Consider the following 22,044-nt stretch of genomic DNA (forward strand, 5'->3'; position numbering starts at 1 on the left):
AGTCGAGATGAATGCCTAAGAAGGAAAAAACGAAAGAATCAAGCGGCGGTAAATTTCAATGGATCTTGTTTATTGTCATCATCCCATTGATTGTGCTTGTGTTAGTGACTGGCACAATCCTTTATATGGCAGGTTTTGATCTGAAGAAACCGCTCCAAAACATTCCGGGCGTCAGTAGTTTGGTTGGTTCAGATGACACCTCAAAAACGTCATCTTCACATAATAATCAAAGCGATGCAGAATTGAAGGAACTGAAAAAGACCATTAAAGAGCAAAAGAATGAACTTGAAATTGCACAAAAAGACTTAAAAACAAGTGATGAAGAGATTAAAAGACTGAATCAAAAAATCAGTTCACTTGAAAAAACATCTGAAAATGATGCGAATGATAAGTCAGCGGATGACAGTTCATCAAATAGCAGCTCATCAAGCGATGCATCAGGTAATAATGCATCAGGGACAACTTCTGATGGGGCAGCAGCCTCTAACCAGAAACCGAAAGGGAAGATTGCCAGTATCTATGAAAGCATGGACGCAGGGAAATCCGCCAAAATTTTATCAGAATTAAGTGATAAAGAGGCATTGAAGATCCTCGAAGAGCTGAGCAAAAATAAACTAACAGACATATTAGCAAAACTAACACCTCAGAAGGCAGCTACGTTTACGAAAGAGCTTTCTAAAAAAGAAAGTGAAAATGGGGGTGGACAATAAGTGAAGCTATTGGATATTGGAGCCTTACAGCAATCGTCTCAAGGTCTCTCGGGACCAAAGGGGAGCGGCGCGGCATCTGCAAGCGGGTTGTTTAAACAATTACTTAGCGGGGCAGGCGCACAAAGCGGCCTTGTGAATGCTGAGACAGCGGGTGCCACTCTTTCCATCAATGATGCGATGCAAATCATTGAAAAATGGATGCAATCGCCTGAAGAAGGCATCAACGGAGACCTTCTTAGCGCGCTTCAAACACTTCAAGGTCAAACGCTTGATTCGTCTGATCTCAAGTCACTAGAAGAGCTATTTCAAAAAATGGAATCATCCATTTACGGTGATCAAACGGATAAGTCAGCTTCTGAACATAGTGAGCAGCTCATACAAGTCCACTTTTTCATATATCAACTACTCAATCAACAGCCGCTCAGCTTTGATGCAAAGCTAGTGCAAGATATTGAAGCAAAGGGTCAAGACTTCATTCACTTTCTTTCAAAAAATGGAGTAGATGAGAAACTGATTCAGCAAGTAAAAGAGCAGTTTTTCTCGCAGGGTTCAGCACCAAAGCTGAATTCGATGTCTCAAAGTGAGCTGAAACACTTTAATCAGTTAATCGACCATATGATGGCAAATGCAAAAGGGTCAGACAAAGAGTTGAAGATTGCTTTAGGAGAGTTAAAAGAATTGGTCTCTCCAAGACAAGAATCTACTCTTGCTACTCCTGCAAAAGGGGCTAACTCTCTTGAATGGCTCATCAAAAAGGAAGTTGTCAAAGGACAAAGCACTGCTGCACCTGCTTCTGAAAAAACAATCACTCATACGCTGTTGCCAGGTCATAAGCAGTTTTTTCAACTGCAATCAGCAGCTCCTGTTCAGCAGACACAAACAACTGATGAAAAGCCGGGAACGGTTGATCAGCAAATTCTAAATACGTGGAAGCAAATGAAATTCACGCCATTTGGCAACTCAAGTGGGCGCTTTACAGTTCGGTTAAATCCAGAAAATCTCGGATTTATCACGATTCAGCTGACGAAGCAAAATGGTATGTATGCGAGTAAAATTACAGCTTCGACACAGGCAGCAAAAGAACTGCTAGAGCATCACCTTCCGCAGCTCAAGCAGGCGCTTCCGAATATGTCGGTTCAAGTGGACCGTTTCCATATACCGCTTCAATCAAATGAGCAGCCGTTATTTGGACAATTTAACGAAGAAAACAAGCAGCAACAGTCAAAAGGGCAGAATTTCCAAAAGCCTGATGAACAGGAAGCAGAATTCCAAGATGTACTGGATGCTCTTGTTGGGTCAGATGAAGAAGAGGAGGAAATCTAATGGCAACAGTTGATGCTACGAATAGAACAGTCGCACAAACAGACACTTCTTCAAAAGCAGAAAAGAAAACAGATACGCTCGGCAAAGATCAATTCTTGAAAATTTTGCTCACGCAGCTTCAAAACCAAGATCCGACAAACCCACTAGATGACCGTGAGTTTGTCACACAGCTTGCAACATTTTCATCTTTAGAACAGCAAACCAATATGAACGATTCGATCACCAAGCTGAATCAGCTCATGTCTACATTTGTTGCACACCAAGATCCGTTTACGACGTATGTAGGCTGGATTGGTAAAGAAGTATCGGGCAAACTGGATGATAAAGAGATATCAGGCACTGTGAAGTCTGTTAAAAACATAAACAATGAATACTTCCTATATTTAGAAGATGGAACGAAAATCAGCCCTTGGGATGTTACAGCAGTTGGAGAAAAAACGAAGTAATTCGAGGAGGAAAATAAATGTTACGCTCACTTTACTCAGGAATTAGTGGAATGAAAAACTTCCAAACAAAATTAGATGTTGTAGCCAATAACGTAGCCAACGTCAATACACACGGATACAAAAAAAGCCGTATCACTTTTAAAGATATGGTCAGCCAAACCATTTCAAGTTCTGGTGGACCGACGAACAACTCTGGTTCAATCAACTCAAAACAAGTTGGTTTAGGATCATCTTTATCTTCTATTGATAAAATCATGTCAGCAGGAGCTTCTCAAAATACGGATAGAGATTATGATTTCTACATCAATGGAGATGGATTTTTCCGTATTGAAAAACAAGGAGAAGTTCTTTATACCAGAGCAGGGAACTTTACTCGGGATTCAGAGGGAAGTTTAACCACTTCTGACGGAAATTACGTGCTTGGAATGAATGGACAAAAGATAACGATTCCAGATGGCATTTCAAGTGTAAGTGTTGGTCCAGATGGAACAATATCTGTTGTTGAAAACAACGTATCTAGAAATGTTGGACAGGTTTCACTCGTATCTTTCAGTAACGCAGCAGGATTAGACAAAGTTGGTGAGAACCTATACCGCCAAACGTTAAGCTCAGGTGCACCAAGTAATCCTATCGTTCCTGGTGAACAAGGAACGGGCATCATTCAAACAGGTCGACTTGAAATGTCAAATGTTGATTTAACAGACGAGTTTACCGAAATGATTATCGCGCAGCGTGGATTCCAATCGAATGCAAAGACGATCACAACATCTGATGAAATCCTGCAAGAGCTTGTGAATCTGAAACGATAGGAGGTAGGGGGAGCGGATGATCGCTTCTCTGCTTAATATGATTGAAGTGACAAGATTGAATGGCAAAGGATTTATGCTGAACGCTCTCCATATCGAGCAAATCGAAAGCTTTCCAGACACGACCATTACATTAGCCAATGGAAAGAAATTCGTTGTGAAAGAAAATGAAGAGCAGCTTCAAGAGAAAATCATTTCTTTCTACAGAAAAATCCAAGTCATTTCATTGAATCAAGGAATAGAGGAATTTGAATGAAGAAGAAATTAGTCGTAGTAATGCTAATCATGATTATTGCCATCGGCGGAATAGGAGCAGGCATCATTTTTCTGTTGAATGGTTCAGAAGAAGCAAAAGCTGAAAAAGAGCCAACAGCAGATGAAGTCGTAAAAGCTTCTGTTGAAATTCCTGAGATTATCACCAATTTAAAGTCTGAAGGAAATGCGGTCAAACTTGTATTGAATATTGAAACAGACTCTGAAAAAGCAAAAGAAGAGCTCGAGAAAAGAAGTTTTCAAGTGAAAGACGCCGTAATTGACATTTTATCAGACACGAATGCAGATGAACTTGATGGCAAAAAAGGCAGAGAACATTTTAAAACACTAGTTAAAAACAAAGTGAATAACTATTTGCAAGATGGCAAGGTGAAAGAAGTATATATAACCTCCTTTAATCTGCAATAGAGGCGATTAATTGACACGATGGAGGTGAAGAAATGTCAGGAGAAGTGCTTTCCCAGAATGAGATCGATGCATTATTATCCGCCATATCTACAGGCGAAATGGATGCAGAAGAGCTGAAAAAAGAAGAAACGACGAAAAAAGTAAAGGTGTATGATTTTAAACGTGCACTTCGCTTTTCGAAAGACCAGATTCGAAGTTTAACAAGGATTCACGATAACTTCGCTAGACTGCTCACCACACACTTTTCAGCTCAGCTAAGATCATATATTCAAATTACTGTCAGCTCGGTTGACCAAGTACCATACGAAGAATTTATTCGTTCGATTCCTAATATGACATTATTAAACTTATTTTATGTCAGCCCGCTTGAAGGAAGAATTATGCTTGAAGTGAACCCGACAATCGGCTATGCCATGATGGACAGGCTGATGGGCGGGATAGGCATTAGTCATAATAAGACAGAATCACTTACAGAAATCGAAACAAAGATTATCTCAAACATGTTTGAGGGAGCTTTGGAAAATTACAGAGAAGCGTGGCAGTCCATAACCGACATCGAGCCTGAAATGGCAGATTTCGAGGTAAATCCCCAGTTTGTTCAAATGGTGTCACCAAACGAAACAGTTGTCGTCATTTCTCTTAATACACAAATTGGTGAGGTAAGCGGGGTTATTAACCTATGTATTCCTCATGTTGTATTAGAGCCTATTATTCCAAAGCTGTCTGTACACTACTGGATGCAGTCTGAACGAAATGAACCAAAACAACAAGAAACAAAGGCTATTGAAAAACGGATTATGACGGCAAAGATACCGGTAGTCGCAGAGCTAGGGGAATCGGAAATGACGGTGGAAGAGTTTTTGAATTTGGAAATTGGTGATTGTATTGCCTTGGACAAACCAGTAAATGCGCCTCTTACTGTTATGGTCGGAAATAAACCGAAATTCTTGGGACAGGCCGGCCGCGTGAATCGGAAACAGGCGATTCAAATTCTAGATCACGACATAAGAGGTGAAGAAGATGGAGAATAACGGAAGTAAATTATCACAAGACGAAATCGATGCGCTCCTTAAAGGAGGCAGCAATGACGATATAGAGCCTGAAACAATCCTTTCTGCAATGGAGCAAGATGCCATTGGAGAAATTGGAAATATTTCATTCGGCAGTTCTGCTACAGCACTTTCAACCCTATTAAATCAAAAAGTGGAGATTACCACTCCAACTGTTACAGTGATTCAAAAAAGTATGCTGAATGAGGAATTTCCTCATCCGTATGTCGCGATTGAAGTGAATTATACGGAAGGCTTCAGCGCAAGTAACCTGCTTGTCGTCCAGCAAACAGATGCAGCAGTCATTGCGGACTTAATGATGGGCGGAGACGGGACAAATGCTGACCCTTCTTTAAGCGAGATTCACTTAAGTGCAGTGCAAGAAGCGATGAACCAAATGATGGGTTCTGCTGCGACATCCATGTCGACGGTCTTTAATAAAAAGATTGATATTTCTCCGCCTCGCGTCGAATTACTTGATGTGAAAGAAGGAGAAGGAACAGACCGGATCCCAGCTGAAGAAATGCTTGTCAAAGTGTCCTTCAGATTAAAAATAGGAGAGCTCATTGATTCAAATATTATGCAGCTTTATCCTATTACATTTGCGAAAGATTTAATCGCAGAATTAACAGACCCAGCGCAGGAGGAAGAGCCGGTTCAAGACACGCAAGTGAGCACACCTGAACCTCAGCAGGCAGCACCTCAAACGCAGTCTGCACCAGCGCAGCAAGCTGCTCCGCCGAAAAGACAGGCGAAGCCAAAGCCGGCAGCACCTGTAAATGTGGCACCAGTTGAATTTGAAGCGTTCAGTGAGCCTCAGCATACAACAAGCCAGCTTGGAAATCTTGATATGCTGATGGACATTCCGCTTTCCATTACGGTGGAACTTGGAAGAACTCAGCGAAGTGTCAAAGAAGTCCTTGAGCTTTCAGCAGGAAGTATCATTGAACTGGACAAACTTGCTGGTGAGCCAGTAGACATTCTAGTGAACAAACGAATCGTCGCCAAAGGGGAAGTCGTTGTCATTGATGAGAACTTTGGTGTTCGTGTGACTGATATTTTAAGTCAGTCAGAAAGACTTTCTAATTTAAAATAAACAAACATACAGGGAGAGAATAAGTAAATGGCTACTAAGGTATTAATCGTAGATGATGCAGCATTCATGAGAATGATGATAAAGGATATTCTTGTAAAAAACGGATTTGATGTAGTAGGAGAAGCAGAAAACGGCGCTCAAGCAGTTGAAAAATTTAAAGAAACATCTCCTGATCTTGTCACAATGGATATCACAATGCCAGAAATGGACGGGATCACAGCATTAAAAGAAATTAAACAAATCGACGCTTCTGCAAAAATCATCATGTGTTCAGCAATGGGCCAGCAGTCAATGGTTATTGACGCGATCCAAGCAGGTGCAAAAGACTTTATCGTGAAGCCGTTCCAGGCAGACCGTGTACTTGAAGCAATTAATAAAACGTTAGGCTAAAAAAGGGTGTAAGACTTGTTGAAAAAACGTTTGGTATGTATAGCAATGATCAGTTTTATGCTTTTCTTAACGATACAGCCTGCCTCACTGTTTGCTGAAACGAAAGATCCTGAAAATGGCACAGTGAATGACTGGCTCAAAGAAGAGAAAGGCAGCAAAAAGGATACAGAAAAGACAACCACTGACAATCAAACGAATCCGGCAGAAGAAGTTCCCTCTTCTTCTGTCTCCATTATGGATTTTGTCAAAATGATTGGTGCCTTACTTTTTGTCATCCTGCTTATTTATGGATTGGTGAGATTTGTTGGTAAGCAAAACCGCTTACTTAAACCATTTCGCTATGTTGAAAATATTGGCGGAACGACGGTTGGCCAAAACCGTTCAGTCCAGCTTATCAAAGTGGGCAAACGAGTATTAGTTGTCGGAGTAGCGGACTCAATCCAGCTGCTAAAAGAAATTGATGATGAACAAGAATGTGAAGCGATCGTGAAACAATATGAAGAAGCGATGGAAAGTAAAACAGATTTACCAAAAATCGTTCAAAAATTCACATCTCAGATAAAGAAACAGGATCAGCCAACCACTTCTTCTTTTTCAGCCAATTTGAAGGCGCAGCTAGCCGAATTGAAAAAGACCCAATCAGAAGTCAGAAAGAAAGGCCCGAAACAAAATGAATGAGTTTATCGATTTATTTAATTCCAGCGGTGCAGGGAATATTAGCACGTCTGTCCGTCTTCTTTTACTTTTAACCGTATTTTCGGTTGCACCAGGCATTCTCATTTTAATGACGTGTTTTACACGAATTGTGATTGTACTTTCATTCGTTAGAACGTCACTTGCAACCAACTCAATGCCGCCAAACCAAGTGCTTGTAGGGCTTGCATTGTTTCTCACATTTTTTATCATGGCACCCACGTTCTCAGAGATTAATAAAGAGGCACTCACGCCGCTTTTAAATGATGACATTACGCTCAATCAGGCATATGAAAAAGCCGAAGTGCCCATTAAAGAATTTATGAGTAAACATACGAGACAGAAGGATTTGGCTTTATTTCTTAGTTACGCAAAAATCGATACACCTGAATCGATAAAAGATATTCCGTTAACGGCGATGGTACCCGCTTTTGCGATTTCAGAATTAAAGACGGCATTTCAAATTGGTTTCATGATCTTTATTCCCTTTTTAATTATTGACATGGTGGTCGCAAGTGTTCTGATGTCAATGGGGATGATGATGCTTCCGCCGGTTATGATATCGCTCCCTTTTAAAATATTGTTATTTGTTTTAGTCGATGGATGGTATTTGATTGTTAAATCTTTGCTGCAAAGCTTTTAGAGTAGGTGCTTAAAACATGAGTTCAGAATTTGTCATTACGATGGCTGAAAGATCAGTGTATGTGGTATTGCTTGTCAGTGGGCCGCTTCTAGCGCTCGCTCTTATTGTGGGACTGATTGTCAGTGTGTTTCAGGCGACAACCCAAATTCAAGAACAGACGCTTGCGTTCATTCCTAAAATTGTTGCAGTTCTTATCGGGCTTGTTGTGTTTGGTCCATGGATGCTGTCAACCATTGTGTCCTTTACGACAGAGCTGTTCTCGAATTTAGATCGATTTGCAGGTTAACGAGCGATGTCAATCATAGAATTATTCCCTGCTTTTCTATTAGTTTTTATTCGGATCACCGCTTTTTTTGTGACAGTACCGCTTTTAGCGCATAGAACGATCCCAGCTGTACACAGAGTTGGATTCTCTCTGTTTTTAGCCGTGATTAGTTTTAGCACGATTAAGGAACCGCCAGCACTCGACATAGACGGTCTTTATATGATGCTTGCGGTGAAAGAAGCAATGGTCGGACTTCTGCTTGGTTTGATTGCATATATCATGGTGTCCGCTGTTCAAATTGCCGGCTCATTTATTGATTTTCAAATGGGCTTTGCGATCGCCAATGTGATTGATCCGCAAACAGGGGCGCAAACGCCGCTGATGGGGCAGTTTTTTTATACGGTCACATTGCTATTGATGCTGGCAACCAATGCACACCACCTGCTGCTTGATGGAATCTATTACAGCTTTCAATATATTGCAGTTGATCAGTACGCACTGAATTTCGGCAGTGAATCCTTTGCTTATTTTATTGCAAAGAGCTTCAACCAAATGTTCATCATTGCCTTTCAAATCTCAGCACCGGTCGTTGCCAGCTTGTTTTTGGTCGATTTGGCACTGGGCATTGTGGCACGAACAGTTCCACAGATGAACGTTTTTGTTGTCGGACTTCCTATTAAAATGGGTGTGAGTTTTATTATGATCATCATCTGTATGGGCGTCATCTTCGGGGTTGTCCAAAATACATTTGATACGATTGTACTCACCATGAGGAATTTCTTAGCATTGGTCGGTGGTTCGTCATGATGACAAGACTTAGACTAGACTTGCAATTTTTCGCAGGTGAAAAAACAGAAAAAGCAACGCCGAAAAAGAGACAAGATTCACGTAAAAAAGGTCAGGTTGCCAAAAGTACCGACGTCAATACAGCCATCTCATTTCTATTAATCTTTTTATCATTCTTTTTTATTGGGCCTTTTATGAAAGAGCGTATTATTGCGCTCATTGAACGTTTTTATTCAACAACGATGCTAATGAAGGTTAGCACATCTAATATTCATCAACTATTTGTGGAATTGCTTCATGAAACAGGGCTCCTTCTCATGCCAATCCTTGGTGTTGGTATGCTGGCAGGCGTTATCAGTAACTATTTACAAGTTGGCTTTCTCTTTTCAACAGAAATCATCAAACCGAAATTAGAAAAGCTAGATCCTATTAAAGGGTTTAAACGGATATACAGTATTCGAGCCCTCGTAGAGCTATTAAAATCCATTTTGAAAATTGGTTTAATTGGTTTTGCGACATTTATTGCACTTTGGATGCACTTTGACGAAATCCTGAGGCTTCCTTTATTAACAGCAGAGGAAACCCTTCATTTCGTCGCAAATATGACCTTGATTATGGGGCTATATGCAGCAGGTGCTCTCATGATCTTAGCAGGGCTTGATTATATGTATCAGAAATTTGATTATGAAAAAAACTTACGGATGTCCAAACAAGACATCAAAGATGAGTATAAAAAATCAGAGGGTGACCCGCTCATAAAATCTAAGATTAAACAGCGCCAGCGGGAAATGGCCATGAGACGGATGATGCAGGAAGTCCCAAAAGCGGACGTCATCATTACAAACCCAACCCACTATGCAATTGCTTTGAAATATGACGAAGAAAAGATGGACGCGCCCTTTGTTGTGGCAAAGGGAACAGATATTTTAGCTTTGAAAATTAGAACGATTGCGAAAGAGCACGATATCATGACCGTAGAAAACCGGCCGCTCGCTCGGGCACTATATGATCAGGTCGACATCGACCAAGCGGTCCCAGAGGAATACTTTAAGGCGATCGCAGAAATTTTAGCTTACGTCTATAAAACGAAACAAAAGATTTTATGAATTTTTGGTTTTAAAAGGAGAGAACAGGCATGTCAGCAAGAGATTTATCTGTTATATTCAGTGTTATTTTAATTGTGGCGATGCTGGTCATACCGTTTCCGCCAATGCTATTAAGTATTTTAATCATTATTAATATTTCTCTTGCGCTTATCGTGCTTCTCACCACTATGAACATGCAAGAACCACTGGAATTTTCAATTTTTCCATCATTGCTTTTGCTCTTAACACTGTTTCGTTTAGGGCTTAACATCTCTACAACACGTTCTATTCTTTCAACAGGAGATGCTGGAAAGGTTGTAGAAACGTTTGGTTCATTTGTTGTTGGAGGAAATATCATCGTTGGTCTCGTTGTTTTCCTTATTCTGATCATCATTCAGTTTATTGTTATTACTAAAGGGGCTGAGCGTGTATCAGAGGTTGCGGCAAGATTTACACTTGATGCGATGCCAGGTAAACAAATGAGTATTGACGCTGATTTAAATGCAGGGATGCTGACAGAAAGTGAAGCAAGAAACCGCCGTGAAAAAGTAGCGAGGGAAGCAGACTTTTATGGAGCGATGGACGGTGCCAGTAAGTTCGTTAAAGGGGACGCCATCGCTGGTATTATCATCGTTATCATCAATATTATATTTGGAATTATTATTGGGATGCTTCAGCAAGGCATGTCGATTCAAGAATCAGCTTCCCACTTTACCCTGTTAACAGTAGGGGACGGAATTGTTTCTCAAATTCCGGCACTCCTCATTTCAACGGCGACAGGGATTGTTGTTACGAGAGCAGCTTCTAACGGAAACCTTGGATCAGACATTACAGGTCAGCTCTTTGCATTCCCAGCTATGCTTTATGTCACAGCAGGCACGATCTTCCTTCTTGGGCTGTTTACACCAATCGGCATACTTTTGACAGGACCGATCGCAGGTTTAATTGCACTTGGCGCATACATGATGTCGAAAAACAAACAAGACCAAGAAGAAATTGAAGAGGTACTGGAGGAACAGGCAGAGGTAGAAGAGATGAAAAGTCCAGAAAGCGTTATTCATCTCCTGCAAATGGATGCCATTGAATTTGAATTTGGCTACGGCCTCATCCCGCTCGCTGATGCAAATCAAGGCGGGGACCTGTTAGACCGAATTGTGATGATACGAAGGCAGCTTGCCCTCGAACTCGGTCTTGTGATTCCAGTTGTCCGAATTCGAGACAACATTGCACTTAACCCAAATGAGTATCGACTTAAAATAAAAGGGAACGAAGTGGCAAAAGGGGAGCTGCTGCTTGATCATTACTTAGCGATGTCTCCAACGCCTGATGATGATCCGATTGAAGGGATTGAAACAATTGAGCCATCCTTTGGTCTTCCGGCTAAATGGATTTCAGAAGCAGAAAAAGATCAGGCTGAGATGCTTGGCTATACGGTTGTAGATCCTGCATCGGTTGTGTCTACTCACATCACAGAGAAAATTAGACAAAACACACACGAACTGCTCGGGCGCCAAGAAACGAAGCAATTAATCGATCATCTAAAAGAAAGTTATCCTGTCTTAGTGGATGAGGTGACGCCAAACCCACTAGCAGTTGGTGATATTCAAAAAGTGTTGGCAAAACTGCTGAAAGAAAAGGTTTCTATTCGAAATCTTGTCACCATTTTTGAGACGCTTGCAGACTACGGAAAATTAACGACGGATACAGATTTGTTAACAGAGTATGTCAGACAGGCGCTGGCAAGACAGATTACTGCACAATATGCGAGAGAAAATGAATCGCTCAAAGTCGTGACATGCTCAGGCCGAGTGGAAAAGGTGATTGCTGACAGCGTACAGCAGACAGAGCATGGCAACTACTTATCGTTAGATCCAGAATCCTCTGAAAGTGTGATTCAATCAGTGGCGAGAGAAATTGAACAGCTTTCGCTTCGTCAGGAAACGCCGGTTCTATTGTGCTCACCTCCTATAAGAATGTACGTCAAGCAGCTGTTAGAAAGATATTTCCCGGATTTACCGGTACTATCTTATAACGAACTAGAAGCAAATGTGGAAGTACAGAGCATCGGAGTGGTGGATATCTAATGAAAATGAAAAAAATCACAGCGAATTCAATGCAGGAGGCAACGATTCAAATTAGGCAGCAGCTTGGAAAGGATGCCGTCATTTTAAATTCCAAAACCGTTGTGAAACGAAAGCTGTTCGGTTTAAAGAAACAGCAAATGGTTGAAGTGATTGCAGTGCTGGATCAAGATTTTGAAGAAAGAGCGGGTAAAGGTGGACACCCTGCGCCTCCTCTTCCAGTATTTCCGAAAAAGGAGCAGATTCAACACCGGCCTGAAGAGCCGTCTCTTGCTCCTGAGGCAGTGAAAACAGTACCTTCTCAAGCTCAGCCTTTAGAATATGCGAGGAATGAGCGGCATGCTGGTATTCTGCCTGATCCTCTCATGGCAATCGATCAAAAACTGAAGGATCAAGGTCTTGATGATGTCATTCGAGACGAATGCCTCAAAGGTCTTTTAACGAAGGGTGCTGTCAAGGAAGATCAAATTCAAAAAGAACTTGAACAACAGCTGACAGATATGCTGCCGGCTCACACCTCTGATGAGCCGATGATTCGTTCAAAATACATTGTGCTGTTTGGTTCAACTGGAGCTGGTAAAACAACAACGATTGCAAAGCTCGCTGCCAAAACGGCCATTCAGAAGCAAAAGAAAATCGCTTTTATTACAACAGATACGTACCGAATTGCAGCGATCGAACAACTGAAAACATATGCGGAACTGCTCAATGCACCGCTTGAGGTTTGTTATTCGAGAGAGGATTTTGTAAAAGCTCAAGAGACGTTTAAAGAGTATGATCATATTTTCGTAGACACAGCGGGTCGTAACTTTAAAGAAGAAGCGTATATCAAAGAGCTGACAGACATCATTCCATTTAATGAAAGCATTCAAAGTTTCCTAGTGATGAGTGCGACCTCGAAGTATCAGGACATGAAAGCCATGGTTAAACGCTTTGAACACGTTCCAATCGATCAATTCATTTTTACAAAGGTAGATGAAACAGACACGATGGGAACCATCTTTCAAATCATTGCAGACTCTCAAATTGGACTTGGCTTTTTAACAAATGGTCAAAATGTTCCTGAGGATATTCTTGAGGGCTCTCCTCTTGAATTAACAAGGATGGTCTTACAATGATGAAGCCCGACCAAGCAGAAGGTTTAAGAAAGCTCGTTCAGCAGAATCAAACGATCGCACCAGCTCCTCTTGGTATAAGCGGACAGGCAAAAACCATTGCTGTCATGAGCGGTAAAGGTGGGGTTGGAAAATCGAATTTGACGCTGAATATGGCACTGTCTATCGCAAATGCAGGGAAGCGAGTGTTAGTCATCGACCTTGATTTTGGTATGGGCAATATTGATATTTTACTAGGAAAAACTTCGACTAGCTCTATATTAGATGTTCTTGTCAGGAAGAAATCCTTCCAAGCAGCTATGACCCAAGGAACGAACAACCTTTATTACATTTCTGGTGGCAGCGGACTTGAACAGCTGTTTTCTTTAGATAAAGATCAATGGTCGTTCTTTCTAGAGGAAATGGAAAGAATGATGCACGACTTTGATTGTATCTTCTTTGATATGGGGGCTGGCTTGTCTAAAGATCAACTGCCTTTTGTTTTATCAGCAGGAGAAGTTGTGGTTGTGACAACGCCAGAACCAACATCAATCATGGATGCCTACAGCGCAATTAAACACTTAGCGATTCATCAGTTCGAACAATCTGTGCAAATCATTGTCAACCGGTGTAAAACCCCGTCAGAAGGGTCAGAAACCTACCGGAAATTAGCAGGAGTGGTCACATCATTTTTACACAGAAAACTAGTATTTGCTGGTGCTGTGCCGGATGATCCTGCGGTTCCAAAAGCGGTGGCTGAACAAATTCCATTTTATATGAAGCAGCCACATTCACGGCTGAGTAAAACGATCAAGATGCTGGCAGAAACACTTTATCAACAGCAGATAAGAGAGGCACAGAGAGAGCAGCATACGTTTATAGATAAGTTGTCCTCTTTTTTTAAAAGGAGGAAGGTGGACTCATGATTAGAGTGCTTGTAGTAGATGACTCGGCCTTTATGCGAAAGCTCATTAGTGATTTCCTAAGTGCCGAGCAAGAAATAGAAGTCGTCGGAACGGCGCGAAATGGGGAAGATGCCTTAAAACGGATCAAGGAACTGAATCCAGATGTCGTCACATTAGATGTGGAAATGCCTGTTTTAAATGGAACAGAAGCATTAAAACAAATTCTGGCTGAACACGACCTTGCCGTGATTATGGTGTCAAGCCAGACAAAGCAAGGGAAAGATTTAACCATCCATTGCTTAGAACTTGGTGCTTTTGACTTTGTGACAAAGCCTTCAGGAAGTATTTCGCTCGATTTACACAAAGTAAGAGGCCAAATTGTAGAGCGGGTGCTTGCGGCAGGGCTGTCAAGGAAACGCACTGAAGTACAGGTTTCTCCAAAGCCGGTGATGAAGCCGCCAATTCCAGTGGCTACACCTCGCCCGCAAGCCGTAAAAAGTGGCTCACTCCGAAAGATTATTTCAATCGGAACATCAACGGGAGGGCCAAGGGCACTTCAACGAGTTGTCACGAAGCTGCCTAAGGACATAGAAGCACCTATTTTGATTGTGCAGCATATGCCGGCAGGATTTACAGCATCACTTGCTACTAGGTTAGACCATTTATCTCAAATTTCGATTAAAGAAGCACAAGATGGAGACATCGCTAAAAATGGAGTGGCTTACATAGCGCCTGGTGGAATGAATATGTCACTTCATGAACAAGGGGCATCCTTAGTCATCAGGCTATCTCCAGAGGACACGGAAAGCCGGCACAAACCTTCTGTTAACTATTTATTTGAATCCATCAGTCATATAAAGGGTTACGAGAAAATTGCTGTCATTATGACAGGCATGGGTAGTGACGGCACAGAAGGTGTCAAAAAAATGGTCGCAAGCGGTCATACAAAAGTCATTGCAGAAAAAGAAGAATCATGTGTTGTTTTCGGAATGCCTAAATCAGTCATTAAAGCAGGCCTTGCACATGAAACAAGGCATGTGGATGACATCGCACATGCAATTATAAGCTCCATGAAAAAAGAGAGGGCGTGAACACGTTGGATGTAAACCAATACTTAGATATCTTTTTAGATGAAAGCAGAGAACACTTACAAACTTGTAATGAAAAACTTCTTGATTTAGAAAAGAACCCAACCGACTTGCAGCTAGTGAATGATATATTCAGAGCGGCTCACACATTGAAAGGCATGAGTGCAACGATGGGCTACGCTGATATGGCTCAGCTAACACATCATTTAGAAAACATGTTTGATGCCATTCGAAATGAACAAATGATTGTCACACCTGAGTCAATGGACACAATGTTTGAAGCACTTGATCACCTTGAAGCAATGGTTCAATCAATTGCAGAAGGCGGAGATGGGAAACGCGATGTCACAGAGATTAGTAAAAAGCTAGATGTGACAGGAAGCCATGCTGAGGCAGCTCCTAGTGTTGAAACAGCGGCTGTATCAGCGGCTGCTGCTAATGACTTAGACTATAACGAATTTGAACGAACAGTGCTTGATGAAGCGAGGGAACAAGGCTTTAAATGCTATGAACTCAATGTAACATTAAGTGACGCATGCCTATTAAAAGCCGTTCGTGTCTATATGATCTTTGAAAGACTGAACGAAGCAGGCGAGGTCGTCAAAACAGTTCCAAATGCAGAACTTTTAGAATCAGAAGATTTCGAATCTGAATTCAGTATTTCTTATTTATCTAAACAACCGATGGACGAAGTGAAAAAAATCGTGATGACGATCTCAGAAGTTGAACAAGTTGAGATCTCGGAAGTTTCTGCATTTGAAGAAGCGAATCCAGCTGAAAAACAAGAAGCAAAACCTGAACAGAAAAAAGAAGAAGTCTCCGTGCCTGCTGCGAAAGCACCAGCAAACGATGCACCAAAAGCAAATAGCAATAACGGTTCAGCTGCAGGAGGAACAAAAACGATTCGTGTCAACATCGATCGTCTAGACTCTCTTATGAATCTATTTGAAGAACTGGTGATTGACAGAGGCCGTTTAGAACAGATTGCCAAAGAGCTTGAAAATAACGAACTCACTGATACGGTCGAAAGAATGACACGTATTTCAGGCGATCTGCAATCGATCATCCTGAACATGAGAATGGTTCCTGTAGAAACGGTGTTTAACAGGTTCCCACGTATGATCCGTCAATTGACGAAAGAGCTCAATAAAAAAATTGAACTGATCATTGAAGGTGCTGATACTGAGCTTGATCGAACAGTCATCGACGAGATTGGAGATCCGCTCCTACACTTACTTAGAAACAGTCTAGATCACGGAATTGAATCGCCAGAAGAACGTGTGAAAAAAGGCAAGCCAGAAAAAGGAACCGTTCTATTAAAGGCGTATCATAGCGGAAACCACGTCTTCATTGAAGTAGAAGATGATGGCGGCGGAATTAACCGTAAGAAAGTGCTTGAAAAAGCATTAGAGCGCGGGGTTATTACAGAAAGAGAAGCGGAAACCATTGAAGATCATCAAATTGATTCATTGATCTTTGCAGCAGGATTCTCTACAGCTGATGAGATATCTGACATCTCAGGCCGCGGTGTAGGTCTTGACGTCGTGAAAAACAAGCTGGAATCACTAGGCGGATCTGTAAGCATCAACTCAACAGAAGGACAGGGCTCACTATTCTCGATCCAGCTTCCGCTTACATTATCGATTATTTCTGTACTTCTTGTAAAACTGGAAGAGGAAACATTTGCGATTCCGATTTCTTCTATTATTGAAACGGCTGTCATTAAGAAAAGCGACATCCTTCAAACGCATGATCGCGAAGTAATTGATTTCCGCGGATTTATCGTACCGGTCGTGTACTTGAAGAAACAATTCCACGTACCAAATGCGAATGAATTAGAGGAAGAACTGCACATCATCGTTGTTCGTAAAGGAGATAAGCTGACAGCATTTGTGGTCGATTCATTTATTGGTCAGCAAGAGGTTGTATTGAAATCACTAGGAGATTACCTGCCAAACGTGTTTGCGATCTCAGGCGCAACAATCCTAGGCGACGGTCAAGTTGCACTCATCGTTGACTGTAATGCACTGATCAAGTAAAAAACAATAGAGGAGCGGTCTGAAATGAGTACAGATATCAAAACTGGCGAAAAGATGATTGTGTTTATCGTAAACAAAAAAGAATACGCCATTTCAGTATCAGAAGTAAAGTCCATTGAAAAATGGCAGCAGCCGACAAGAGTCCCTGGCGTTGCCCCTTATATATGCGGTGTTATTAATCTGCGCGGTGTCGTGACGCCTGTCATCGATCTTAGAGTGAGACTTGGATCAAGTGACAATGAAATTACAGATGAAACAAGAATGATTATTGTACAAGTTGGTGACATTGAAGTCGGCTGGATTGTTGATGAAGCGAATGATGTCATTACAGTCCATCAAGAAGAAGTAGAATCTTCTCCTGAGTCAGCTGAAAAAGAAGGACAATCATGGGTAACAGGTATCATTAAGCATGATCAGCGTCTATTTAATATCATTCACCCTGGTGCTGTCCTCGACAAGAGCGTTCAAGATGCACCTGTTCATTAAGGAGGATGTGAAATGAGCATTTTCAATGAAATAAAAGATGAACAGCTGGATGTATTAAGAGAGGTTGGGAATATTGGAGCAGGCCACGCCGCGTCTGCTCTTGCCAGCCTTTTGGATCGCAAAATAGATATGGCTGTTCCGTTTGTCAAGGTTCTCTCGTTTGAAGAATTAATGGATTTCTTTGGCGGTGCAGACCTCCCAGTTGCAAGCATTTTCCTGCGAATGGAAGGAGATTTATCTGGCTCTATCTTTTTCATTATGCCCTTTGAGCAAGCTGAGCAATTTGTAAGAGAGCTTGTACGAGATCCAGCATTTGATATTGATACCATTCACGAGCATGTGATGGGGACGTCAGCACTACACGAGCTGGGAAATATTTTAGCAGGCTCTTATTTATCAGCCCTTGCCGATTTAACAAAATTGCAGCTTCACCCAAGTGTTCCAGATGTTACGCTCGATATGTTCGGGGCTGTCATTAGCGAAGGGTTAATGCAATTCAGTCCTCTAGGTGATCAGGCAATTGTGATTGATACATCAATTTTTGATGATCAAAATAAGCAAGAGCTGAAAGGAAATATGTTTCTATTACCAGACTTTGAATCGTTTGAAAAACTATTCAAAGCATTAGGTAACCTTTAATGAACGTTCAGATTCCGGCAGTTGTAAAGGTTGGTATAGCGGATGTTCAGCTTGTGAAAACACCGGACCGCATTCGGACATCCGGACTTGGTTCTTGTGTAGGGCTTGTTCTGTTTGATCAAGAAAAAAAACTGGCAGGTCTTGTCCATGTCATGCTTCCAGACTCATCCCTTGCAAAAGGGGCAGTGGAGAACTTGGCTAAATATGCAGATACAGGTGTCAAGCATACAATTGATCTGCTCCTTAAAGAAGGAGCGCGCAAACATGCGCTAAAGGCAAAACTTGCTGGTGGCGCAGAAATGTTTAAGTTTAAGTCAACCAATGATCTGATGAGAATTGGACCTAGAAACGTATCAGCTGTTAAAGAACATCTGTCTCTTTATCGCATCCCGATCATTAGTGAGGATACGGGCGGGAACAATGGTCGTACGATTGAATTTGACCCGCTTACGACAGAGCTTGAGATCCGCACTGTGAAGCAAGGCATTATGAAGATATAACTAAGGAAGTATAGGGGGAGAAAGATGCAATCCTTAAATTACGAAGATCAGGCGCTATGGGCTAGATGGAAAGAGTGGAAGGACCCAGCTGCTGGAGATGATCTTATGCGCCGCTATATGCCGCTCGTCACATATCATGTTGGAAGAATTTCCATCGGTCTCCCGAAGTCAGTGCATAAAGAAGACTTGATCAGTCTAGGGATGCTCGGTTTATATGATGCCCTTGAAAAATTCGACCCCGGAAGAGATCTGAAGTTTGATACATATGCATCCTTCAGAATCCGCGGGGCCATCATCGACGGTCTTCGTAAAGAGGACTGGCTGCCTCGTACATCAAGAGAAAAAACAAAAAAAGTAGAAGCGGCTATTGAAAAGCTTGAACAACGCTATTTACGAAATGTGACGCCGACAGAAGTGGCAGAGGAACTTGGCATGAGTGAACAGGATGTTGTCACAACAATGAATGAAGGTTTCTTTGCAAATCTGCTTTCAATCGACGAGAAGCTGCATGATCAAGAAGACGGTGAAAACGTCCAAGTCATGATTCGCGACGAGAAAACTGTGACACCTGAAGAGAAGATGCTGAAAGATGAATTAATAGAACAGCTTGCTGAAAAAATGACCGAGCTATCTGAAAAAGAAAAGCTCGTGATCAGTCTTTTCTATAAAGAGGAACTGACGTTAACGGAAATCGGTCACGTGCTCAATTTATCGACCTCACGCATTTCGCAAATTCATTCAAAGGCATTGTTCAAGCTTAAGCATCTGCTTGATAAAGCCATTCAATCTTAAAGAGTTAGTGAGTGAAAAAATATGTTATGGCTGATTAGCTTCATGCTTCATGCTGCACTTATTTATTTTGTGATCATTTTATATACGAGAATGAATTCGCTGAAGGCAACTGAACAAAAGCAGCGAGAACTTCTAGAAGAAACGGAAAATACCCTGGCTGCATTTTTGATGGAAGTCAAAGAAGAGAATGACAAACTATCAAAAGTGGCAGCCGCTTCCCCTGATTTTTCTGCTGAAGAGCTGAAAACAGATTTTCAGACACCAAAGCAGCCACAAACACCAATTGAATCCCAGCAATCGGTAGAAAGTGAAGATCCAGTACCAGAGCACTTGTCGGCTCTCCTTAGCGAAGTCGAAGTGCAGGAAGAGAAGGTAAACGAACCCGTTCCACATCTTGAATCAGACGCTTTTGCGTCTTCTGAAAGTGAAGTAGAAGAAACATTCGAGGACCAAGTGAAGACCTTATATGACCAAGGGCATTCGCTAGAAGAAATAGCGAAAGAACTGAAAACGGGCAAGACAGAAATCGAGCTTTTATTAAAATTTAGCGGAAAGCTGTAAAGGATTCTTGATTGTCAGTCCATCATGTGTTATATTATTTCTTGGTGTTAAATACACACGCTTAATGATTCATATGAAGGTGCTGCCGTGGCGCAGTTTTATGTGAACATGACTTGAGCGGAGGAAAAAAAACCATTATATTAGGAGGCAACAACATGTCAGTTATTTCTATGAAACAATTGCTAGAAGCTGGTGTTCACTTCGGTCACCAAACGCGCCGCTGGAACCCAAAAATGAAGCGTTACATCTTTACAGAGCGTAACGGTATCTACATCATCGATCTTCAAAAAACGGTGAAAAAAGTAGAGGAAGCTTACAACTTCACGAAAAACCTTGCTGCTGACGGAGGAAAAATCCTTTTCGTTGGTACGAAAAAGCAAGCACAAGATTCAGTGAAAGAAGAAGCAATCCGTTCTGGTATGTTCTATGTGAACCAACGCTGGCTTGGTGGAACTTTGACAAACTTTGAAACAATCCAAAAACGTATCAAACGTTTAAAAGATATTGAAAAAATGCAAGAAAACGGTACATTCGATGTTCTTCCTAAGAAAGAAGTCGTTCAGCTGAAAAAAGAATTAGAACGTCTTGAAAAATTCCTAGGCGGAATCAAAGACATGAAAGGTCTTCCGGATGCACTTTTCATTATCGACCCTCGTAAAGAGCGTATTGCAGTTGCAGAAGCTCGTAAATTGAATATCCCAATCATCGGTATCGTTGACACAAACTGTGATCCAGACGAAATTGATGTTGTGATCCCTGCAAACGATGATGCAATCCGTGCTGTAAAACTTCTAACTGCTAAAATGGCAGATGCGATTCTTGAGTCTAAACAAGGCGAAGAAGAAGCTGTTGTAGAAGAAACGACAGAAACTGAAACAACAACTGCGTAACCTATTCAAAAGGTGATAAGAGGGAAATGCCTTTTATCACCTTTTTTTCACCTAGTAATCCGTGTTTTAACATAGAAGGAGGAAATGTAAAATGGCTATTACTGCTCAATTAGTTAAAGAACTGCGTCAAAAAACTGGTGCAGGTATGATGGACTGTAAAAAAGCGTTAACAGAAACTGATGGTGACATCGACAAAGCAATCGATCTTCTAAGAGAAAAAGGAATTGCAAAAGCTGCGAAAAAAGCAGACCGTATTGCTGCAGAAGGATTAACTCTTATCAAAACTGACGGCAACACAGGCGTGATTCTAGAAGTGAACTCTGAGACTGATTTCGTTTCGAAAAACGAAGGGTTCCAATCACTTCTTAACGAACTTGCTGATCATTTGCTTGCTGCTAAACCTGCAACAATTGAAGAAGCTCATGCTTCTAAAATGGAAAACGGTTCAACAGTTGAAGAGCATATCACATCTGCGATTGCGAAAATCGGAGAGAAAATCACTCTACGTCGTTTCTCTGTTATCACGAAAGAAGATAACGCAGCATTCGGTTCTTACTTACACATGGGCGGACGCATCGGTGTGTTAGCTGTTCTTAACGGAACAACTGACGAAGAGCTTGCAAGAGACATCGCAATGCACGTTGCTGCTGTAAACCCTAAATACATTTCTCGTGACCAAGTGTCAGAAGAAGAAGCAAACCGTGAGCGCGAAGTATTAACGCAGCAAGCGCTTCAAGAAGGAAAACCTGAAAACATCGTAGCTAAAATGGTAGAAGGCCGTCTAAACAAATTCTTCGAAGAAATTTGCTTACTTGACCAAGCTTTCGTTAAAAACCCAGATGAAAAAGTGAAACAAGTAGTAGCTGCGAAAAACGCAAGCGTTCAAACTTATGTTCGCTATGAAGTGGGCGAAGGCATCGAGAAGCGTCAAGACAACTTTGCTGAAGAAGTGATGAGCCAAGTGAAAAAATAATGTTTGAAAAGCTCTCTGGGGCT

At 41.6% G+C, this 22,044-nt stretch carries 26 protein-coding genes; all 26 read left to right on the top strand.

From position 1 onward, the window contains the following. The first annotated feature begins 11 nt into the window (after window positions 1–11). Window positions 12–710 carry a MotE family protein gene (locus QRN39_RS06150; protein WP_284906489.1) on the top strand — a complete coding sequence of 233 codons (699 nt, stop codon included), beginning with the start codon at window positions 12–14 and terminating at the stop codon, window positions 708–710. Continuing rightward, complete coding sequence (locus tag QRN39_RS06155) at window positions 711–2,033, top strand: flagellar hook-length control protein FliK (protein WP_003210821.1); 1,323 nt, start codon at window positions 711–713, stop codon at window positions 2,031–2,033. Then, window positions 2,033–2,479 carry a flagellar hook assembly protein FlgD gene (gene flgD / locus QRN39_RS06160; RefSeq protein WP_044141919.1) on the top strand — a complete coding sequence of 149 codons (447 nt, stop codon included), beginning with the start codon at window positions 2,033–2,035 and terminating at the stop codon, window positions 2,477–2,479. Before QRN39_RS06155 ends, flgD begins: the two co-directional genes overlap by 1 nt. Window positions 2,480–2,496: 17 nt before the next feature. Then, window positions 2,497–3,288, top strand: coding sequence for a flagellar basal body rod protein FlgG (flgG, locus tag QRN39_RS06165; protein ID WP_003211619.1), 792 nt, complete (start codon window positions 2,497–2,499; stop codon window positions 3,286–3,288). A 37-nt stretch (window positions 3,289–3,325) separates the two neighbouring features. Beyond that, window positions 3,326–3,541 (top strand): swarming motility protein SwrD, encoded by a 216-nt coding sequence (gene swrD / locus QRN39_RS06170; RefSeq protein WP_034620035.1) that lies wholly within the window; start codon window positions 3,326–3,328, stop codon window positions 3,539–3,541. After that, window positions 3,538–3,966 carry a flagellar basal body-associated protein FliL gene (gene fliL, locus QRN39_RS06175; RefSeq protein WP_003212424.1) on the top strand — a complete coding sequence of 143 codons (429 nt, stop codon included), beginning with the start codon at window positions 3,538–3,540 and terminating at the stop codon, window positions 3,964–3,966. The genes swrD and fliL overlap by 4 nt, the downstream gene beginning before the upstream one ends. Before the next feature lie 32 nt (window positions 3,967–3,998). Continuing rightward, the gene (gene fliM / locus QRN39_RS06180; protein WP_003212239.1) at window positions 3,999–4,997 is read left to right on the top strand and encodes a flagellar motor switch protein FliM; all 999 of its coding nucleotides are present in this window, start codon (window positions 3,999–4,001) and stop codon (window positions 4,995–4,997) included. Next, window positions 4,987–6,111, top strand: coding sequence for a flagellar motor switch phosphatase FliY (fliY, locus tag QRN39_RS06185; protein WP_050945045.1), 1,125 nt, complete (start codon window positions 4,987–4,989; stop codon window positions 6,109–6,111). The genes fliM and fliY overlap by 11 nt, the downstream gene beginning before the upstream one ends. A 27-nt stretch (window positions 6,112–6,138) precedes the next feature. Then, a complete protein-coding gene (locus QRN39_RS06190) occupies window positions 6,139–6,501 on the top strand; it encodes a response regulator (protein WP_003212360.1) in 363 nt (120 codons plus the stop codon). 18 nt (window positions 6,502–6,519) lie between these two features. Beyond that, complete coding sequence (gene fliZ, locus QRN39_RS06195; protein WP_226805181.1) at window positions 6,520–7,179, top strand: flagella biosynthesis regulatory protein FliZ; 660 nt, start codon at window positions 6,520–6,522, stop codon at window positions 7,177–7,179. Next, complete coding sequence (gene fliP, locus QRN39_RS06200; RefSeq protein ID WP_003211147.1) at window positions 7,172–7,837, top strand: flagellar type III secretion system pore protein FliP; 666 nt, start codon at window positions 7,172–7,174, stop codon at window positions 7,835–7,837. The genes fliZ and fliP overlap by 8 nt, the downstream gene beginning before the upstream one ends. A gap of 16 nt (window positions 7,838–7,853) precedes the next feature. After that, entirely contained in the window at window positions 7,854–8,123 is a 270-nt protein-coding gene (fliQ, locus tag QRN39_RS06205; protein ID WP_003211206.1) for a flagellar biosynthesis protein FliQ, read from the top strand. 6 nt (window positions 8,124–8,129) lie between these two features. After that, window positions 8,130–8,909: a flagellar biosynthetic protein FliR gene (gene fliR / locus QRN39_RS06210; protein ID WP_012009967.1), complete on the top strand. Its 780-nt coding sequence runs from the start codon at window positions 8,130–8,132 to the stop codon at window positions 8,907–8,909. Next, a complete protein-coding gene (flhB, locus tag QRN39_RS06215; RefSeq protein ID WP_284906491.1) occupies window positions 8,906–9,994 on the top strand; it encodes a flagellar biosynthesis protein FlhB in 1,089 nt (362 codons plus the stop codon). Before fliR ends, flhB begins: the two co-directional genes overlap by 4 nt. A gap of 29 nt (window positions 9,995–10,023) precedes the next feature. Further along, the gene (gene flhA / locus QRN39_RS06220) at window positions 10,024–12,057 is read left to right on the top strand and encodes a flagellar biosynthesis protein FlhA (RefSeq protein WP_003212241.1); all 2,034 of its coding nucleotides are present in this window, start codon (window positions 10,024–10,026) and stop codon (window positions 12,055–12,057) included. Then, window positions 12,057–13,172: a flagellar biosynthesis GTPase FlhF gene (gene flhF, locus QRN39_RS06225; RefSeq protein WP_284906493.1), complete on the top strand. Its 1,116-nt coding sequence runs from the start codon at window positions 12,057–12,059 to the stop codon at window positions 13,170–13,172. The genes flhA and flhF overlap by 1 nt, the downstream gene beginning before the upstream one ends. Then, window positions 13,169–14,074, top strand: coding sequence for a MinD/ParA family protein (locus tag QRN39_RS06230; RefSeq protein ID WP_106028951.1), 906 nt, complete (start codon window positions 13,169–13,171; stop codon window positions 14,072–14,074). Before flhF ends, QRN39_RS06230 begins: the two co-directional genes overlap by 4 nt. Next, window positions 14,071–15,144, top strand: coding sequence for a protein-glutamate methylesterase/protein-glutamine glutaminase (locus tag QRN39_RS06235; protein ID WP_003210900.1), 1,074 nt, complete (start codon window positions 14,071–14,073; stop codon window positions 15,142–15,144). Before QRN39_RS06230 ends, QRN39_RS06235 begins: the two co-directional genes overlap by 4 nt. Before the next feature lie 5 nt (window positions 15,145–15,149). Next, a complete protein-coding gene (locus QRN39_RS06240) occupies window positions 15,150–17,180 on the top strand; it encodes a chemotaxis protein CheA (RefSeq protein WP_284906496.1) in 2,031 nt (676 codons plus the stop codon). A gap of 24 nt (window positions 17,181–17,204) precedes the next feature. After that, window positions 17,205–17,666 (top strand): chemotaxis protein CheW, encoded by a 462-nt coding sequence (locus tag QRN39_RS06245; protein ID WP_003211606.1) that lies wholly within the window; start codon window positions 17,205–17,207, stop codon window positions 17,664–17,666. A 12-nt stretch (window positions 17,667–17,678) separates the two neighbouring features. Continuing rightward, the gene (locus QRN39_RS06250; protein WP_003211405.1) at window positions 17,679–18,305 is read left to right on the top strand and encodes a chemotaxis protein CheC; all 627 of its coding nucleotides are present in this window, start codon (window positions 17,679–17,681) and stop codon (window positions 18,303–18,305) included. Continuing rightward, window positions 18,305–18,805, top strand: coding sequence for a chemotaxis protein CheD (locus QRN39_RS06255; RefSeq protein ID WP_003212153.1), 501 nt, complete (start codon window positions 18,305–18,307; stop codon window positions 18,803–18,805). The genes QRN39_RS06250 and QRN39_RS06255 overlap by 1 nt, the downstream gene beginning before the upstream one ends. A 24-nt stretch (window positions 18,806–18,829) precedes the next feature. Next, window positions 18,830–19,597, top strand: a complete 768-nt coding sequence (locus QRN39_RS06260; protein ID WP_012009976.1) for a FliA/WhiG family RNA polymerase sigma factor — start codon at window positions 18,830–18,832, stop codon at window positions 19,595–19,597. A 21-nt stretch (window positions 19,598–19,618) separates the two neighbouring features. Further along, window positions 19,619–20,158 carry a Swarming motility protein SwrB gene (locus tag QRN39_RS06265; RefSeq protein WP_050945035.1) on the top strand — a complete coding sequence of 180 codons (540 nt, stop codon included), beginning with the start codon at window positions 19,619–19,621 and terminating at the stop codon, window positions 20,156–20,158. Between the two features lie 155 nt (window positions 20,159–20,313). Beyond that, window positions 20,314–21,048, top strand: a complete 735-nt coding sequence (rpsB, locus tag QRN39_RS06270) for a 30S ribosomal protein S2 (RefSeq protein ID WP_003212093.1) — start codon at window positions 20,314–20,316, stop codon at window positions 21,046–21,048. Between the two features lie 91 nt (window positions 21,049–21,139). Beyond that, window positions 21,140–22,021 carry a translation elongation factor Ts gene (gene tsf, locus QRN39_RS06275; RefSeq protein WP_003211584.1) on the top strand — a complete coding sequence of 294 codons (882 nt, stop codon included), beginning with the start codon at window positions 21,140–21,142 and terminating at the stop codon, window positions 22,019–22,021. Window positions 22,022–22,044: the final 23 nt, after the last annotated feature.

The sequence above is a fragment of the Bacillus sp. lyk4-R2A-2 genome, assembly GCF_030209735.1.
In the GTDB taxonomy this organism is placed as follows: domain Bacteria; phylum Bacillota; class Bacilli; order Bacillales; family Bacillaceae; genus Bacillus; species Bacillus pumilus.

Coding starts and splice junctions, on each gene's coding strand:
- flgG (WP_003211619.1), top strand. CDS start 2,497: ATGTTACGCTCACTTTACTCAGGAATTAGTGGAATGAAAAACTTCCAA.
- flhA (WP_003212241.1), top strand. CDS start 10,024: ATGTCAGCAAGAGATTTATCTGTTATATTCAGTGTTATTTTAATTGTG.
- QRN39_RS06190 (WP_003212360.1), top strand. CDS start 6,139: ATGGCTACTAAGGTATTAATCGTAGATGATGCAGCATTCATGAGAATG.
- fliL (WP_003212424.1), top strand. CDS start 3,538: ATGAAGAAGAAATTAGTCGTAGTAATGCTAATCATGATTATTGCCATC.
- QRN39_RS06245 (WP_003211606.1), top strand. CDS start 17,205: ATGAGTACAGATATCAAAACTGGCGAAAAGATGATTGTGTTTATCGTA.
- QRN39_RS06230 (WP_106028951.1), top strand. CDS start 13,169: ATGATGAAGCCCGACCAAGCAGAAGGTTTAAGAAAGCTCGTTCAGCAG.
- tsf (WP_003211584.1), top strand. CDS start 21,140: ATGGCTATTACTGCTCAATTAGTTAAAGAACTGCGTCAAAAAACTGGT.
- flhB (WP_284906491.1), top strand. CDS start 8,906: ATGATGACAAGACTTAGACTAGACTTGCAATTTTTCGCAGGTGAAAAA.
- swrD (WP_034620035.1), top strand. CDS start 3,326: ATGATTGAAGTGACAAGATTGAATGGCAAAGGATTTATGCTGAACGCT.
- fliQ (WP_003211206.1), top strand. CDS start 7,854: ATGAGTTCAGAATTTGTCATTACGATGGCTGAAAGATCAGTGTATGTG.
- fliR (WP_012009967.1), top strand. CDS start 8,130: ATGTCAATCATAGAATTATTCCCTGCTTTTCTATTAGTTTTTATTCGG.
- fliP (WP_003211147.1), top strand. CDS start 7,172: ATGAATGAGTTTATCGATTTATTTAATTCCAGCGGTGCAGGGAATATT.
- QRN39_RS06260 (WP_012009976.1), top strand. CDS start 18,830: ATGCAATCCTTAAATTACGAAGATCAGGCGCTATGGGCTAGATGGAAA.
- flgD (WP_044141919.1), top strand. CDS start 2,033: ATGGCAACAGTTGATGCTACGAATAGAACAGTCGCACAAACAGACACT.
- QRN39_RS06150 (WP_284906489.1), top strand. CDS start 12: ATGCCTAAGAAGGAAAAAACGAAAGAATCAAGCGGCGGTAAATTTCAA.
- fliY (WP_050945045.1), top strand. CDS start 4,987: ATGGAGAATAACGGAAGTAAATTATCACAAGACGAAATCGATGCGCTC.
- fliM (WP_003212239.1), top strand. CDS start 3,999: ATGTCAGGAGAAGTGCTTTCCCAGAATGAGATCGATGCATTATTATCC.
- flhF (WP_284906493.1), top strand. CDS start 12,057: ATGAAAATGAAAAAAATCACAGCGAATTCAATGCAGGAGGCAACGATT.
- rpsB (WP_003212093.1), top strand. CDS start 20,314: ATGTCAGTTATTTCTATGAAACAATTGCTAGAAGCTGGTGTTCACTTC.
- QRN39_RS06265 (WP_050945035.1), top strand. CDS start 19,619: ATGTTATGGCTGATTAGCTTCATGCTTCATGCTGCACTTATTTATTTT.
- QRN39_RS06235 (WP_003210900.1), top strand. CDS start 14,071: ATGATTAGAGTGCTTGTAGTAGATGACTCGGCCTTTATGCGAAAGCTC.
- QRN39_RS06250 (WP_003211405.1), top strand. CDS start 17,679: ATGAGCATTTTCAATGAAATAAAAGATGAACAGCTGGATGTATTAAGA.
- QRN39_RS06255 (WP_003212153.1), top strand. CDS start 18,305: ATGAACGTTCAGATTCCGGCAGTTGTAAAGGTTGGTATAGCGGATGTT.